Origin of the sequence: Pseudomonas sp. WS 5146 (assembly GCF_012985495.1) — a bacterium.
Classification (GTDB): domain Bacteria; phylum Pseudomonadota; class Gammaproteobacteria; order Pseudomonadales; family Pseudomonadaceae; genus Aquipseudomonas; species Aquipseudomonas edaphica.
The window spans coordinates 1-14521 of sequence record NZ_JAAQWL010000001.1; the positions used below are offsets into that span (position 1 = coordinate 1).

At 57.6% G+C, this 14521-nt stretch carries 14 protein-coding genes and 2 pseudogenes; 10 read left to right on the top strand and 6 right to left on the bottom strand.

Translation table 11 applies throughout. The features are described 5' to 3' along the window. Nucleotides 1-56: 56 nt before the first annotated feature. Nucleotides 57-161, top strand: a pseudogene (locus HBO41_RS29430) (Mg chelatase-like protein); the annotation flags it as partial. Between the two features lie 15 nt (nt 162-176). Here the strand turns inward: HBO41_RS29430 and HBO41_RS00005 are convergent. Together HBO41_RS00005 and HBO41_RS00010 are read right to left on the bottom strand one after the other, a co-directional pair. Then, the gene (locus HBO41_RS00005; RefSeq protein ID WP_169984693.1) at nt 177-1391 is read right to left on the bottom strand and encodes an aldose 1-epimerase family protein; all 1215 of its coding nucleotides are present in this window, start codon (nt 1389-1391) and stop codon (nt 177-179) included. 217 nt (nt 1392-1608) lie between these two features. Continuing rightward, the gene (locus HBO41_RS00010; RefSeq protein WP_169984695.1) at nt 1609-2316 is read right to left on the bottom strand and encodes an endonuclease NucS domain-containing protein; all 708 of its coding nucleotides are present in this window, start codon (nt 2314-2316) and stop codon (nt 1609-1611) included. Between the two features lie 252 nt (nt 2317-2568). Between HBO41_RS00010 and HBO41_RS00015 the strand changes: the two are divergent. After that, nucleotides 2569-2750, top strand: a pseudogene (locus tag HBO41_RS00015) (IS5/IS1182 family transposase); the annotation flags it as partial. Nucleotides 2751-2790: 40 nt separating this feature from the next. Here HBO41_RS00015 and HBO41_RS00020 read toward each other — a convergent pair. The 3 genes from HBO41_RS00020 to HBO41_RS00030 all read right to left on the bottom strand — a co-directional run bounded on the left by HBO41_RS00020 (nt 2791) and on the right by HBO41_RS00030 (nt 7118). Next, nucleotides 2791-4434, bottom strand: coding sequence for an SIR2 family protein (locus HBO41_RS00020; protein ID WP_169984697.1), 1644 nt, complete (start codon nt 4432-4434; stop codon nt 2791-2793). A 536-nt stretch (nt 4435-4970) separates the two neighbouring features. Continuing rightward, nucleotides 4971-6191: an alginate lyase family protein gene (locus HBO41_RS00025; RefSeq protein ID WP_169985248.1), complete on the bottom strand. Its 1221-nt coding sequence runs from the start codon at nt 6189-6191 to the stop codon at nt 4971-4973. Nucleotides 6192-6305: 114 nt separating this feature from the next. Then, nucleotides 6306-7118 (bottom strand): MipA/OmpV family protein, encoded by an 813-nt coding sequence (locus HBO41_RS00030; RefSeq protein WP_169984699.1) that lies wholly within the window; start codon nt 7116-7118, stop codon nt 6306-6308. Nucleotides 7119-7336: 218 nt separating this feature from the next. Between HBO41_RS00030 and HBO41_RS00035 the strand changes: the two genes are divergently transcribed. Both HBO41_RS00035 and HBO41_RS00040 read left to right on the top strand, forming a co-directional pair. Beyond that, a complete protein-coding gene (locus HBO41_RS00035; RefSeq protein ID WP_169984701.1) occupies nt 7337-8026 on the top strand; it encodes a response regulator in 690 nt (229 codons plus the stop codon). 5 nt (nt 8027-8031) lie between these two features. After that, nucleotides 8032-9207, top strand: coding sequence for a cell wall metabolism sensor histidine kinase WalK (locus tag HBO41_RS00040; RefSeq protein WP_169984703.1), 1176 nt, complete (start codon nt 8032-8034; stop codon nt 9205-9207). A gap of 530 nt (nt 9208-9737) precedes the next feature. Here the strand turns inward: HBO41_RS00040 and HBO41_RS00045 are convergent. Continuing rightward, nucleotides 9738-10478 carry a BPL-N domain-containing protein gene (locus tag HBO41_RS00045; RefSeq protein WP_169984705.1) on the bottom strand — a complete coding sequence of 247 codons (741 nt, stop codon included), beginning with the start codon at nt 10476-10478 and terminating at the stop codon, nt 9738-9740. Between the two features lie 125 nt (nt 10479-10603). Between HBO41_RS00045 and HBO41_RS00050 the strand changes: the two genes are divergently transcribed. The 6 genes from HBO41_RS00050 (at nt 10604) to solA (ending at nt 14487) form a co-directional block, all read left to right on the top strand. Then, on the top strand, nt 10604-11059 hold the full coding sequence (locus HBO41_RS00050) for a VOC family protein (RefSeq protein ID WP_099548977.1): 456 nt from the start codon (nt 10604-10606) through the stop codon (nt 11057-11059). Nucleotides 11060-11126: 67 nt separating this feature from the next. Beyond that, complete coding sequence (locus tag HBO41_RS00055) at nt 11127-11753, top strand: LysE family translocator (protein WP_099548976.1); 627 nt, start codon at nt 11127-11129, stop codon at nt 11751-11753. A gap of 9 nt (nt 11754-11762) precedes the next feature. Then, nucleotides 11763-12173 (top strand): hypothetical protein, encoded by a 411-nt coding sequence (locus HBO41_RS00060; RefSeq protein WP_169984707.1) that lies wholly within the window; start codon nt 11763-11765, stop codon nt 12171-12173. 92 nt (nt 12174-12265) lie between these two features. Further along, complete coding sequence (locus HBO41_RS00065) at nt 12266-12616, top strand: hypothetical protein (RefSeq protein WP_169984709.1); 351 nt, start codon at nt 12266-12268, stop codon at nt 12614-12616. Nucleotides 12617-12789: 173 nt separating this feature from the next. Then, nucleotides 12790-13062 carry a hypothetical protein gene (locus HBO41_RS00070; RefSeq protein ID WP_169984688.1) on the top strand — a complete coding sequence of 91 codons (273 nt, stop codon included), beginning with the start codon at nt 12790-12792 and terminating at the stop codon, nt 13060-13062. A gap of 255 nt (nt 13063-13317) precedes the next feature. Continuing rightward, a complete protein-coding gene (solA, locus tag HBO41_RS00075; protein ID WP_169984711.1) occupies nt 13318-14487 on the top strand; it encodes an N-methyl-L-tryptophan oxidase in 1170 nt (389 codons plus the stop codon). The last annotated feature ends 34 nt before the right edge of the window (nt 14488-14521 follow it).

The following is a 14521-nucleotide window of genomic DNA, read 5'->3' on the forward strand; positions in this document are numbered from 1 at the left end:
ATATCCAGAGCATCAGTGAGCGCTGTCCGATGACATCCGCAGGGCATTGATCTATTGCTGCCAGTCGCAGGCCCAAGGTCACGCGCTCGCGGGCGGACCTTGAACAAGCCAACGGAATCAGACGCGAACACTTGGCCGAAGGGCCGCAATATCGGCCCACAATGTTCCAGCCGGCATCACTCCTTGGTCAGATCAACCAACGGCGTCTGCCGCACTTCAGTCTCCCGCCCATCCTGAATCTCACTCACCTGCTTCAAGGCCTTATCCACCGCTGCCTTATCCGCTAACAAGCTGTAGCTGATGCGGAACTGCTTGTGTTCCTTGGGCCCAATTGTCGGTACCAGGTTCAGTGGGCGCTGGTAACGGCGGTTGTAGGAAAAACTTGTCCCTGGCTCCAGCCCCGTGACATAGCCCTGGCCTTGAGTGTCGGTGTTTTTCCACAGGGAAAACACCGGCAGTGTCTGGGTATTGAAGCCGACCGCAACGCCCAGGCTGCCGGCCTTGTTATGCAACACGGTCAACGTATCGCCCTTGGCATCGGCATACGGCACCACGTTGTAAACCGTTTCGTCGTAGTCCTTGGTCGGTGCGCGGTAGGTTTGCCAGTCGGGCAGATCGCCCTTGGCCTTGTCGTTGAACGGCGACACCTGTTTCACCGGCGCGGCGAAACGAGCGCCCTGCTCCAGGAACGGGGTGCTGAAGTTGCTGTGATACAGCGCCTGGTATTCCTTCGGATAGTCGCCGTTGTTGGTCAGGGTGTCGTTGAGGGCGAACACGACGCTGCCGGGTTCGGTGACCAGTTCGGTCGCGACCGAGAAGTCGACCTTCTTGAACGCCTGTTCTTTCAATTCGCCGCGCAGGGTGATGGCGTACGGTGGTTTTTCATCGATATGCAGGGTGACTTTGTTCGCAGGAATATTGGCGGCGCGACCGTGCAGGGTCAGCAATTCGCCGTTGTCGACGCCGGGGTGGCCGACCCATTCGTAGCCGCAGCGGGCGACCAATTCATTAAAACCTTCCAACCAGCCCAGACCACCGCGGCCATTGAGTTCGATGAAGGACGGATTGACCACTTCCTTGACCGGAGAATCCCAGCCCATGCGCACATTGCCGACCGAGGCCTGCAAGACGTTCATGCCGCGAGTCGGCACTACCGAGAGCTTCATGGTGCCGTTATCGATGTCGACGATGCTGACGCCCTCCTGCCGACCGCCGTGCAAGGTGCGCAGGGTAACGCTGAAGGGCTTGTCGGTATTTATTCCGAGTTGCTGGCTGGTGATCTGCCAGCGCTGGGCGGCTTTGTCGGTGTCGAGCAGAACGTAATCCCAGGCCATGGCGTGGGAGGCAGCGGACAGAGCGCTGAGGGCAACAAGGAGTTTGAGCGGGGTCATGGCGGCAGCCTTTCTTGGAGTTGTGCCATTTTTATAAACTTGATGAAACGTTTCAGCAAGCTAAAAATGGGCTCAACGCCGACGGGGTTGGCTGCGTGCAGTGGGCGTAAGGCAAAAAACAGTAATGTCGCTGATAGCGGTTTGCTGCCCTTCGTTACAGTAGCCGTCAATTGATGGGGCTACGAAGGTTGGGGTTATTCAGTCCTCATAATTCATCTTACATTGGTCCATCTGCTTCAAGGATTTGGTTCAGGCTGAACGCTACTTCATACTCAAACAGCGAAACATTAGGCACTGCCACGATAGCGTGACGTAGGTTTGAGCTGATGGATTTCGCGACAATGACGCCCTTCACAATCTTCCCGTGCGCAAGGTTCTTCTTAATCCAGCCCATGTAGCGGCTGATTTGACCGATGGCACGATCTGCCACACGCCCACGTTTCAGTTCAAAAACCACGAACGCGTCATCTGAATCAAGTGCGAGTATGTCGATTGCCCCAACGTCCGTATGGTATTCGATTCCATCACGACCTTGAGGATCGACATAGAGGCGAAGGGATTTACCTTCTATTTTCAATGACTCGATGTTGTGGGATATGAAGTCGCGTAGCTGCCATTCTAGTTCAAAAACTGTCTCTCGATCTGAATCTGGCGTGTCTTCGTCTCCACGAGCCAGGTCTTCGTCTTCGATGGCTTGGATAGCTGCTTTAGGTATGCCGGGATGCAGGACCAGAACCTGTGTTTCAGTTTCTTCAGTGGCCCATCCAATACGAACGAATGCACGACGAAGCTGTTGAGAATTCGTGTTTGGATCGATAGGTGGCGCTTCATTCGGATTCTGACGGCACCATTCTTTCATCGGATAGAGCGTGTGCCTACCATCTAAATCTACTAAAACAACAGAGTATTTCTTGGGTGGCTGCATCTAGGGGCGTCCATGGCTGATGGCCTGAGACTGGCAGGTTAGCTGGTGGGGGGTAAGAATACCAATGTGGCAACATTGCTCGCCTATAGCCACCGGTAGCAACGCGCAACTGTCAGCTGATCATGGTTACTACTCATGCTGTTCTACGAACGAAAGTTAGTAAGCGAAGCGTCCACTTTTTGCCAGGAGTGTGGAAAACCTCTTCGCGAATCCTTGACATGATTCATCAGGATTTCATCGAAAAGATCGCCCATGAAGCGTTTCATACAAGGTGAACGTCGAGGCCAAAGCACCTTGCCCCCGAAAGTCTAGACGACTACGTCAGCGATACCAGCCCGGTGCGCATGGTCAATGTCTTCGTCAACGAACTTGGCCTGGTCAATTTGGGTTTCGCCGGTGCTGTTCCTGCTGACACTGGTCGGCCCGCCTACAATACACCGTTACCCTCAAAACAGTCGTAGAAGCCGATTTCATTTAAGTAGGGAAGCTTTTCACGATTTGGATGATCCCATCCACGATGGTTTTTGCCATTCGTTGAGATACCTCTGCATCACTCCGCGAATGGACAATGCTGTTCCTGATGTGAATCCACTCGTGCAGTCTAGGGTGCCATTCAGATTGGATAACGCCCAGGCTAACCGCATTTTTAATCATGCCCAGCAACGTCTGGTGATTTGGCCTTGACGCGCTCTCCTCATCCCTGTGGCGCATCACGCTTCGCAATTCACCCTCAAGATAGGTAATCGCCGAAACGATTGCCGCGCGATACTCCCTTACCCTCAGGAGTCGGCGGGCCTCATCCTGTTGAGAGTTACGATCTGATGGAAGCTCTCTTTCTAGGGTTGTGATGAGATCCAAAGCGAAATCTTCTGACTCAGAGGTCAGCAGATCAGGCCGATAAATCACCGTGACGTCCTCCAAAGCAAGGGGCAAGTGCTGGCCTTTCCTCATCACTACTATCAGTTTGAGCGACCTGCCCTTCTCCTTCCTTGACGCCGCTCGACTGTTCGCCATCTTCAGTTCAACCATCGTCCAGTTGGAAGACAGATCGATGACCATGGCAATCGACCGATCGATGAGTGCGTCCAGCTTCGCAATCACCATATCCCCAGGAGAAATAACGCCATCAGCCGTAATCGGGACGAGGTTAATGTCCTCCAGGGCGGGAAATACCTGGTCCTTGTAGAACGGCAGAACGTCCAATGGCAGCGAGAAGAAGCAAAGCCGCGATGGTGCTGACCGTGGAAGCGATAGCTCTTGCATCGCTCGCTCTTCAGTCGGCTTCATCACAGTGAAGGCTTCGTCCCTCAGCAGCTCTCGAAGCTCATCGAACGCGGAGGCCAAGATCTCTCCGTACTTGTCACGCGTACCTGGGAGATTTATCACCTTCACTCCGCGACGCTCGAATCGGGAAATATCAGATTGGTTAGCGCCGACGACAATAGTGTAAGCAAATCGTCTGGTACGTCCCAACCGCTGCGAGACCACATGCCATATCTGCCGGAAATCTGGATCGTCTAGGCTGTAGCCGACTAAGACCGCCGTTTTGGTGATCAGAAGATTGGCTAGGTAGGTTGCAAATAGCGGATAGTTTGTGAGAAAGCCATCGTAGTCAGCTTCGGTGACCACCATCCTTCTTGGATGGTGCAGATCACCATGTAGCTTGAGCAGATTCACCCCCGCCTTGGATGAATTCAGCGACAGCTGCTCCTCTTCAAGGATGGGGTAAACGACGTTGGGCCCGAGCCGATACTCTTGCTCCAGCAGGAAATCGAAGTTCGTTGTGCAGACGATATCGAACGGGATGGAGCAAAAGCTCTTATGCGCCGCCCCTGGCTGCGCTTCGTGTATCAGCAGCACCTGCGTGAGTTTATCCATCAACCGCGCGCGCCCCAGCTCATGCTCGTAGGCTGAGATCGCGTCCAGAGCGCCGCAGGAATTGAAGTCAATCAGATCTTCTTCGAGAAGCTTACCTAGTTCTCCCCAAAGCGGAGGTCTCTGACCTGACGTGACATGGGCATTCAAGGACATGCCCGCCCCGATTATTGGCAGCCATCTGCCGTTTACGAGATCGTCGAGGACAGGCTTGGGGAAGTACTTGAGGTATGTTGTGGTCACTGCTAGATCCCTCTTGAGCGGCGCCGGACAATATTAGTAATGGCATTTTGTCACCATGCCATCTCCTAGGCAAGTCAACGCAGATGCAGACTTTAAAAGAGATATGCCCCCTAAGCAGCCATCTGAACTGCCCCACGTCTCGTCGACGCTTCGGATCCCTTGTGCCCGGTTTCTGATTGTGCCGAACGTCCGCTTTGGGTAGATTTTTGCCCAACGTGACAGGCAGAAATCGGCCGATCTCTGCCTGTCGCGAGGTCCGAAATCCACTCAGAGCAAATACCCAGACATTCAAACCAAACGAGTAGATAATCGACTGCTGTTCCAGCCATTTCCAGTGCTTATGAACAACGAATACTCCCGAGGCAATCCACCGGCAGTACTGCATATAGCCTGTGCAGGCCCACGGCGCCCAACCCCTGTCGGTGTCTTTGTTCTTTGACGCGCCTGCTAACGTTCCTCGTTGACTACGCACCTTTGCGTATTGATAGGTAAAAACGACGCTGTGTAATGCGCAGTGCAACTTTGGTGATATATCTCTACGGCATCAATTGCATCTCCGACAAACCGTATTCCCCCAACGAATACAGCAACGTCCCATACCCCAGTTGCTCGTAGCCACCGTTGTCAGCCCCATAATCCCCGCCCCCTCCTTCCACTTGTACTTTATTTGCCATGGCCTGCACGTTCGGCGCGCTGAGGTCCTTTCGCACGGCGTAGTGGTTGTAAAGTAGTTCCCATATCGGCCGGGTGTCGCCCCGGTGTTTAGTCGAGATGGCCGCCTGTTTGAAACTGCGGCGGATCACGGGAGTAAACGGCACCTCCTGGCCCAGGTTGTACTTGGCCACATACTCGGCGGCTTGCAGCACGCGGTTGTTCTGGTAGCCGAACAGATCGTCGCCCTGGCTCCAGGCCATTTGGCAGAAACTGCCGAGCAACGCGATGTCGAGCATGGCGTGTGCCTGATCACGCCCGCTTTCCTGGACTTGACCCAGGCCACGGCCGTAGATCTTCCACACCGCGTGTTCGATGGCGCCGTTACCCCTGCCGTGCTTGAAGTAGTCGACAGCCTCGTTGTAGAGGTCGCGGCGATCGGTCAGTACGCCGATGGCCAGCATCGAGTTCATGTTGGCTAAATCCCAGCTGGCCCAATGGTGATCAGGCGGGGTGCCATCGTGGTACACCAGAAAGTCATGATTGATTGGGTAGAAGACAGTGAGCATCAGGCTTTGAAAGCGCTGGAAGTCTGCCGGCTCCCACTTCGGATAGGTGCGCAGCAGTTCGGCCGCATTGGCAAGTTGATAACCGTGCAAGCCTGCCGCCAAGGCTTTGACGGGCTTGCCTTTGGTCGCGGTGAGGGTTGAGGACAACCGGTTCAAAATGCTCACCGCCTTGTCGGCATATGCCGGGTCGTTCGAAATTTGCCAGCGCAGGGCCAGTGCATACGCGGTGGCGTTATCGCTGAACAGCACGCTGTGGTTATTCGGTTCTTCTGAAGCGCGGTAAACCACCGGCACCGGGTTGGGCTGCCATGCCAATGAGGCATGGGGGTTGGCGATCAGCTTCTGCCAACCGGCCAGCCACGGCTGGTTATAGTTGGCTAGTTTTTCGCGTATTCGTGAGAAGTCATCCTGAGTCTGGAGCAGCCCAGGATGCACGAACGCTTCGGTATGCAGGGTGGGGGAAGCTCGACTGCCGATACTCATCAATAACGCGCCGAGCAGCACGGCTCTTTTGGATAGGTGCTTCAAACGGATCATCATGTGTTAACCCGGAAGGGTAGAACCTTGCGCGGTCCGAAAAGCCATTCGCTCAGAGTCAGAATCTGCCCCTGGGATAGTTCATCTGGCGCCTGCATACCTGGGATCTTGTTGTTAGAAGGTGTAGTTGATTGCAAACAGGCCCAGGCCTGAGCTTCGGTGTCTTACCAGCGGGCTGTCGCTGGCCTGGTCGTCGTATTGAGTCACCGTAAGGCTGGCCAGCGTTGACCAGTTCGTGTCCAGGGTGTGCTGCCAGTTCAAGCTGGCGGAATAAGCATAGATCCCAGCGTCTGCGGAGTATTTGCTGTAGATCGAGCGTTGGCTCTGTGCCTGTGTGACCCCGAAGAAAGTCTGGTTGTAGCGGCTGTCGCCGGCATGGGCGTCCACGGCCAGACTCAGGGTGTCGCGGCCTGTGTGCAACAGGATGCCTTCCAGGCCAAATCGGTAACGGTTGCCACGGTGTTCGCCGGCCATGCGTATGTCGGCTTCAGCGTTGATCGACAGCCAATCAAGCAGTTGTTGACTGAGGGTAAAGTTGGCGACGGTTGCGCCGTTGATATCGCCCATACCTCTGAGCTCGTCGCCGCCGGGGCTGGTTGTGGTGTCCTTCTGCTTGCGGCCCAGGTCGTAATTGATCGCCGCGCTGGTGCCGAAACCACTGTCGGATTGAAATTGCAGGCCCACGCCGCGAGTGGTGTCGGCAAACAACGCTCCGTGCTGGATGCTGAGCATCGGAAGTACGAGCGGACGATAGCGGTCAGCGCCCATGTAGCGAGGCGTGCCCCCGATGCCAAGGCCCAGGGTAATGGTGGTTTCATCGGCTGCCGGGCTGGCGTCGGCCGAGTGAGCCTGGGGCGCGAGCGCGAAGCACATCAGCGTGGCGGCGCCCAATAGGACCTTGCGGGTAGGGGGAGCGGTGAAGTTCATGGTCAAGCCCTTTGTGCAAAAGAAGACAGCAGTGCGCCCGCCGGCGAGCGATACGGCACCTCTCCCTTATCGAGCTGTTCAGGCACGTTGATAGGCTTGGACAGCGATACAGTGGTCGGCATAGGATCGGCTCGCGAAAGCGGGCGTAGGGCAATACTGGCAGCACACTTTCAATAAACCGTTCGTAAATTATCAAGATTTCATCAAGAGGCTTCTTTGTGTCAGGAAAACGTATTCTCATCGTCGAAGACGACGCCGACAGCGCCAGCATTCTTGAAGCCTACTTGCTCCGGGATGGCTATGAGGTGGCCCTGGCCGAAGACGGCCAGCGCGGGCTCGACCTGCACAAAAGCTGGCAGCCCGACCTTATCTTGCTCGACGTGATGCTGCCGCGTTTGAGTGGTACAGAGGTGTTGTCGGCCGTGCGCCGCAGCAGTGACACGCCTGTGATCATGGTAACGGCCATGGGTGACGAACCGGAAAAGCTGGGTGCCTTGCGCTATGGCGCGGACGACTATGTGGTCAAGCCTTACAGTCCGCGCGAAGTAGTGGCGCGGGTGCACGCAGTGTTGCGGCGCACCACCGGCAACCAACCGGTGGAACACTTACTTCGCCATGAAAACCTGCGAGTGGATATTGTCGCCTTTACCGCGGCCATCGAGCAAGGCGATGAACCACCGCAATGGCTGGACCTGACCCCAACGGAGTTCAAGCTACTGGTGACGTTGCTCAAGACGCCGTCCAAGGCCTTCACCCGCGATGAGTTACTGGAAATCTGCCTGCCCGAAAGCGAAGCCCTGGCCCGCGTTGTCGACACCCACGTGCACAACCTGCGCCGCAAGCTGGAAACCCATGGCATCACCGGCGTACTGGTAACGGTGCGCTCTATCGGCTATCGATTCAGGTAACTCACATGCTTGAGCAACCGCAGGTCAACGACAAACCGATGTGGCGCTGGATCGGCCTACGCATGAGCCTGCTGGCAATTGGCGCAGTGGTAGTGATCTCTGTGTGCATGTGGATCAACGTCACACTGTCGGATTGGTATTTTGTGCAGCATCTTCCGCCGGGGCCACGCGATGAGTTGCTGGCGCTGCGTGCCGAGCCAGGGCTCAATGAGGCACGCTTGCGTCAATTGGTTGCCCAGTACTATCCGCTGGCCTATTTCCAGCCGGCTATCGCCAATCGCGACTGGTTGATACTGATCGGCCTGGTGCTGGCCGCGATCCCCACCATCATAGCCTGCGGCCTTTGGTTTTCGCGGCCATTGTCCAGCCAGTTCTCTGCGATTGCCCAGGGAGCCCGGCGGGTCGCCGGCGGTGATTTCCTTACGCGCCTGCCTGTGCACCGCGATACCCCCGACGAGCTACGACGACTGCTCAGCGACTTCAACAGCATGACCATGCGACTGGAGCGCTATGAACGCGATGTGCGTGAATCCAGCGCGGTCATTGCCCACGAATTGCGCACTCCATTGAACGCCGCCATGGGGCGCGTGCAGGGTATGCTCGATGAGGTGTTCCCCAGCGATGCCACGCAGTTGGGCATGGTCAAACGTCAGCTCGATCAACTCAGAAAACTGGTGGATGACCTGCATCTGTTATCGATGGCCCGTGCTGGCCGGATGGTGCTGGAGCGCAGCGAGTTTTCTCTGGGCGCTCTGGTGGCGGAGCGGTTGGCCTGGTTCCAGCCACAGTTGGATGAGGCTTACGTGCGAACGCAGGTCAGTATTCCCGATGGGCTTCGAATGCACGCCGATCGTGATCGCCTGGGCCAGGTGATCAACATTCTGGTCGATAACTTGCTGCGCTATGCGGCTGGGGGAGGCGAGTTGAATATGACGGCGCGCAGGGTTAACGGGTCGGTGGTGATTGAAGTCGGTGACCGAGGGCCAGGTATCGAAGCCCAGCATCTGGACAGCGTGTTCGACCGCTTCTGGCGGGCAGAACGATCCAGGGCACGTTACTCAGGGGGGAGCGGGCTAGGCTTGTCCATCGCCCGTGCGATCTGCCAGGCCCATGGCGGTACCATTACTGCCCGCAATCTGGCCGAAGGCGGTACGCTGATCAGGACGGAGGTTCCTGTGTAGGTGTTTCTTCCTTGCCTTGCAACCGGCGCTCAACGCGGTGAAGTCGTAATGATCGTAGAGCCGGAAAACTGCCAAGGCTAACAGGGCCTTGCGTGATCAGGGGTGAAGTAATTTCAACGAGAATATCTCGTTGCTGCCGACCGGCAGGAACATGCTATAGCTGGCGTCCCTGCCATTGGCGATGATGTCTCGGGAGGGTGTACTGGGCGGACACTTAGGTCGCGTCGCTTGCGGCTGGCTGTTTCGCTACAAGATCATTGGCAGCTTGGACATCCCAGCGCATGACCAAACGTCATTCGCCGGTGCTGTAGGTAGCCTGGTTGCTGACAAGGGAGAAATACGTGATCTCTCAGGTCCGATTTTCATGGACATGCTTCACATGCTGACATAGCTCGCGGGACCACTTTTGGCCGGAAGCAGTTCACCGCCTACGACGACTTTGGGCCGGTTACAGCCCATAGCGACCGGCAGCTACTGGCCGAAAGCAGCCTTTCCGACGAACATCTACCAAATAAACATAGACACACACATCATTCCCCAACCCTACCCACCAACACCCCAAACAACTCCCCCCGCGGCATCTCACTCACCGCAATCCCCGCATTCTCAAACCACTCCTTCCCCGCCTCCGGATGCGGCCCGCTCAGCACCACCACACCTTTCTCATACCGATACCGCGCCGCCGCCACATCGCCATTGCGATAAGTCGCAATCACCGTATACGGCGCGTGCCCCTTAACCTTGGGAAAGTACGGGCCATCCTGATAGAACACACTGTCCGGCTTGCCATCCCACACCACTCGTACCGCCGCGTCTTCAATCCCGCGCACTTCAAACCCCGGTCGCCCGGCTTCGGAGTCGAGGTCCTGGGGTATCAACCCGAAGTTGCTGTTATCGGCAAGATAAGCACCCATGCATAACCCCAGGTAGCGCCCGCCCTTGGCCACGTAGTCTCGAATGGCGCCCACGCGTGCATCACCGAAGCTGTCGAGCGCAGCCGGAATATCCTGCCCGCCGCCCGGCTGAACATAGAGGTCATAGCGTGCAAGGTTTTGCGGGGTGATGTCGATGGCTTCATCCGCGCCTACAAAGTCGATCTGATAGTTGGGGCTGAGCCGCAGCAAGGCGTTTTTGACGTTCTCGGAACAGTCATCACAGCCCGCCGGGCCTCGGTAGATGGCGACGTGGGTGATGGGCGTTGCGGCCTGTGCCCAGGGTGATTGCAGGGTGGCGAGTACAAAAAATGCGGCAGCGATGGCGGGCAATTTCATGGTTGAGGGCTCGGCGAACAGGGGTTAGGACTGTTCGAAGCCTATATCGAACGCGACTTTCAATTCGTTAACAGTTGTAAATCGGCTACTGTCGCCTGAATCCACACCCGCCAAGAGGGCCTGTAATGGAGCTGAAGTTCAGCCACGTCGACGTACTGGTCGAGAACCTTGAAGAAACCTGCGCTTATTACGCCAAGATCCTCAAGGCCAAAATCTCCAACACCCAGGTGTGGGAACGCGGCGGGCTGCATGTGCGATATGCGGTGGCGTTGATGGGCCTGGAGCGTTTTATGCTGGTGCAGCCGGTGGCGGGCAACTTGCGCGAGCTGTTGGACGCGCACGGTGAGGGCATGATTTATCGGCATTGCTACACCACGCCGGATATCGAGGTGGCCTATGCCGAGTTGATGGCCGAGGGTGTGCAGCCGCAGGATGAAAACGGCCGGCCCTTGAGCCTGGCGGATCTACAGTCGCCGTCCGGCACACGGATCATTTGGTTGCCTAAGCGCTTCGGGCATTTCTCTATCGAGATTCTGGAGGAGAAAGGCTTGGAGGCGTTTATGGTCGCCGCGTTTGCTTGATCGGCGTTGCATTGGCTGCCTACATGAGGATTACTGTAGGCCGCGCCCATCTGCGAGATAACCCGCCATGTTTGAATTCACTGCCCTCGTCACCTACATCGCCGTGGTGCTCGGCCTTTTCCTGATCCCCGGCCCTTCCGTGCTGCTGGTGCTCACCCGCACAATTCAAGGCGGGCGCAAGGTCGGTGTTACGACCGGGCTGGGTGTGGCGTGCGGCGATTTGATTCACACCCTGTGCGCGGCGTTGGGGCTGTCGGCGATTTTGATGACTTCGGCGGCGGCGTTTAACGCGGTGAAGTGGGCTGGCGCGGCGTATCTGATCTACCTGGGCGTGCGCGCGTTCATGGCCAAAACCGGCACGCATGCGCGATTGGAGCTACCGGCGGTGACGCCGCGCCAGGCGTTTTTCCAGGCGATTGGGGCTGAGGTGTTGAACCCGAAAACGGCGATCTTCTTCCTGGCGTTCCTGCCGCAATTTGTACACCCGGAATCGGGTTCGTCGTTGGTGCAGTTTGCCGTGCTGGGCTTGATTTTTTCGGGGCTCAGCGCGGTTTATACGAGTTTGCTGGCACTCTCGATTCGCCCGTTAAGTCGCGGGCTCAAGGGGCTATCCAAGCTGCGTCGGTGGGAAGGCAAGATCATCGGCACGCTGTTTATGGGGCTGGGGCTGAAAGTAGCGTTTCAGCAGCGATAGGCAGGCGCGATGAAATTCCATGGTTTTGCACTCGGGCATATAGAGGTTGAGGTCGAAGGACGCGCCTGTGACCTGCACAATTTCTATGTCGCCAGCGACATCCATTACGCGCTGTCTGAGCGCACGCTGTCGCTCAGGTTTACACGGCGGACCGGGGACTGGGTGCCGCCCGAAGAGCCTCGGGAGATCACCGTCACGTTCCATGGCGTGAGTTTTTTTTCGGCCGAAGGGCGCCATGACAGCCCGATTGAAGACGACACGGTGCTTCACGCCATCGGCATTGTGGCGGCCGATGCCGAGACAGAAACGTTCTACCTCTGCGATACCTTCCCCGCCGACCATCACGTGGTGGTGTGCTTCGCATCGGGTCTGACTTTGCGGCTGCACGCTGTTGAGGCGCGGTGTGACATACAGGTCTAAGGCGATTCACTTCGAACTGATAGGAACAACTGGCTAATCCGTGAATACGGGCCAGATGATGTGATGACTTTTATTGAATCTCAGGATTTTTGATGCCCCCAACCAAACGCGACACCGCCCGCCTCGAACGCCGCCTGGTCGCCACGTTGACCGACGCCTGCGAAACCGCCAAGGCTGAAATCCCGGGCTTCGAGTGGCTGACTCACACGGTCGATTACGCCGCGTTCCCGCAAAGCCTGCGGGTGATTTGGGTGTTCGATACGCGGGCCAATAAGGAGCTGGCCCTGGCAAACGGCGCGGACCAACGTATGCGCGAACTGACGGCTGTTGCGCTGCACGACGCCGAAGTGGCCTCGGTGAAAATCGAGCGCTGCGTGCGCTTTGATTGCGAAGAAGCCTGCAACCTCCAGCATGGCGGTGATTGGCGGGCACGCCTGGCCTGACGCGGCGCTAATGTAGGAGCTGGGTTGCCTGCGATAGCTATGGATATCTACACAACGTTTGAAGGCAGCCAATTTCTCCTGTGGCGAGCAGGCTTGTCGAATCGTCGCACCGCCTGCGTTAGGCTGCGAAGCAGCCCCAAACCCAGACGCTGAGTTCTTTCAGGAAAAATGCAGTGCCTTTACTGGGGCTGCTTCGCAGCCCAACGCAGGGCAAGCCTGCTCGCCACAACAGCCCACCTGCCTACGCGGCGTTCCCGCAAAGCCTGCGGGTGATTTGGGTGTTCGATACGCGGGCCAATAAGGAGCTGGCCCTGGCAAACGGCGCGGACCAACGTATGCGCGAACTGACGGCTGCGGCGCTACAAGACGCCGAGGTGGCCTCGGCGACCAGCGGGCACGCCTGGCCTGACGCGGCGCTAATGTGGGAGCTGGCTTGCCTGCGATAGCTATGGGTATCTACACAACGTTTGAAGGCAGCCAATTTCTCCTGTGGCAAGCCTGCTCGCCACAACAGCCCACCTGCCACAGACTTCGTGTTAACCGGCTATCGCAGTTCAAGCCAGCTCCCACAGGGGATTGCGGGGCGACGAAGATCAACTGTGGGTTTCCTGAACGGGGTACAGGCTACCGCCTTATCCCCCATTGTTTTTTCCCACGCCTTAGCCTCAACTACGCCCTCACCTCACACACGAGTACCCACCTTGGAACGCTATGAATCGCTGGTCATCGGCCTGGGCGCCATGGGTGCCGCCACGGTGTATCAACTGGCAAAAGCCGGTGTAAAAGTCGCCGGCATCGACCGCCACCACCCGCCCCACAGTTTTGGCTCCAGCCATGGCGATACGCGTATTACGCGGCTATCGGTGGGCGAAGGCGCGCAGTACGTGCCCATTGTGCGCCGTTCGCACGCTATCTGGCGTGAGCTTGAGGCGTTGTCGGGGCAGGCGCTGTTTGAGCAGTCGGGGTTGCTGGTGCTCACCTCTCGTGATGACTTTGACCCCAGCGATGCAACCGACTTCACCCTGCGCACCATTGGCCTGGCGCAAACCTACGGCATTGAACATGAGCGGCTGGACGCTGCGCAGATTCGCCAGCGTTTCCCGCAATTTGCCCAAGTGGCGGACAGCGCCATCGGCTATTACGAGCCTGGCGGCGGCTTTGTGCGCCCTGAGCGCTGCATTGATGTGCAACTCACCTTGGCCGAGCAACACGGCGCCACGCTGTACAAGGGCGAGACGGTGACCCACATCAGTTCGGATGTTCATGGCGTGACGGTGACCACCGACCAGCGCACGCTACAGGCCGACAAGCTGGTGGTGAGTGCGGGCAACTGGGCCGGCGAATTACTCGGCGCGCCGTTTGACCGGTTGCTGAGTGTTTATCGGCAACAGCTGTTCTGGTTCGCGCTGGAGCCTGGGGCCGACCTGGTGGGCAAATCCCCCACCTATATCCTCACGCACGAACAAGGTCAGACCCACTATGGGTTCCCGGCGTTGCCCGGCGAAGGCAGCATGAAGCTGGCCACGGCGCAGTCCCACACCACGGCCACGCCTGAAACGCTGGACCGCACGGTCTCGGCGGCGCAAGCCCAGGAGATGTACGAACAGCAGGTAAAGGGCCGTGTCACCGGCGTGTCAGCCAAGGTGCTCAAGGCGGCGGTGTGTGCCTACACCGTCACGCCGGACCACGACTTCATTATCGACGAACACCCCACGTTGCAGCACACCCTGGTGGTGTCGCCGTGCTCGGGGCATGGCTTCAAGCATTCGGCGGCGCTGGGTGAGGCATTTGCGCAGTGGTGCATGCGTGGGTCGAGTGACCTGGACCTGTCGGCGTTTTCGTTAAAGCGCTTCGAGGGCAATAGCGTTTAAGAATGGGGACACAGCCCCGTGGCGAGCGGGCTGG

Excerpts from the sequence above, each read along its gene's own strand:
- HBO41_RS00005 (WP_169984693.1), bottom strand. The coding sequence starts at position 1,391 with ATGACCCCGCTCAAACTCCTTGTTGCCCTCAGCGCTCTGTCCGCTGCC.
- HBO41_RS00030 (WP_169984699.1), bottom strand. The coding sequence starts at position 7,118 with ATGAACTTCACCGCTCCCCCTACCCGCAAGGTCCTATTGGGCGCCGCC.
- HBO41_RS00040 (WP_169984703.1), top strand. The coding sequence starts at position 8,032 with ATGCTTGAGCAACCGCAGGTCAACGACAAACCGATGTGGCGCTGGATC.
- HBO41_RS00050 (WP_099548977.1), top strand. The coding sequence starts at position 10,604 with ATGGAGCTGAAGTTCAGCCACGTCGACGTACTGGTCGAGAACCTTGAA.
- HBO41_RS00025 (WP_169985248.1), bottom strand. The coding sequence starts at position 6,191 with ATGATCCGTTTGAAGCACCTATCCAAAAGAGCCGTGCTGCTCGGCGCG.
- HBO41_RS00065 (WP_169984709.1), top strand. The coding sequence starts at position 12,266 with ATGCCCCCAACCAAACGCGACACCGCCCGCCTCGAACGCCGCCTGGTC.
- HBO41_RS00060 (WP_169984707.1), top strand. The coding sequence starts at position 11,763 with ATGAAATTCCATGGTTTTGCACTCGGGCATATAGAGGTTGAGGTCGAA.
- HBO41_RS00055 (WP_099548976.1), top strand. The coding sequence starts at position 11,127 with ATGTTTGAATTCACTGCCCTCGTCACCTACATCGCCGTGGTGCTCGGC.
- HBO41_RS00010 (WP_169984695.1), bottom strand. The coding sequence starts at position 2,316 with ATGCAGCCACCCAAGAAATACTCTGTTGTTTTAGTAGATTTAGATGGT.
- HBO41_RS00045 (WP_169984705.1), bottom strand. The coding sequence starts at position 10,478 with ATGAAATTGCCCGCCATCGCTGCCGCATTTTTTGTACTCGCCACCCTG.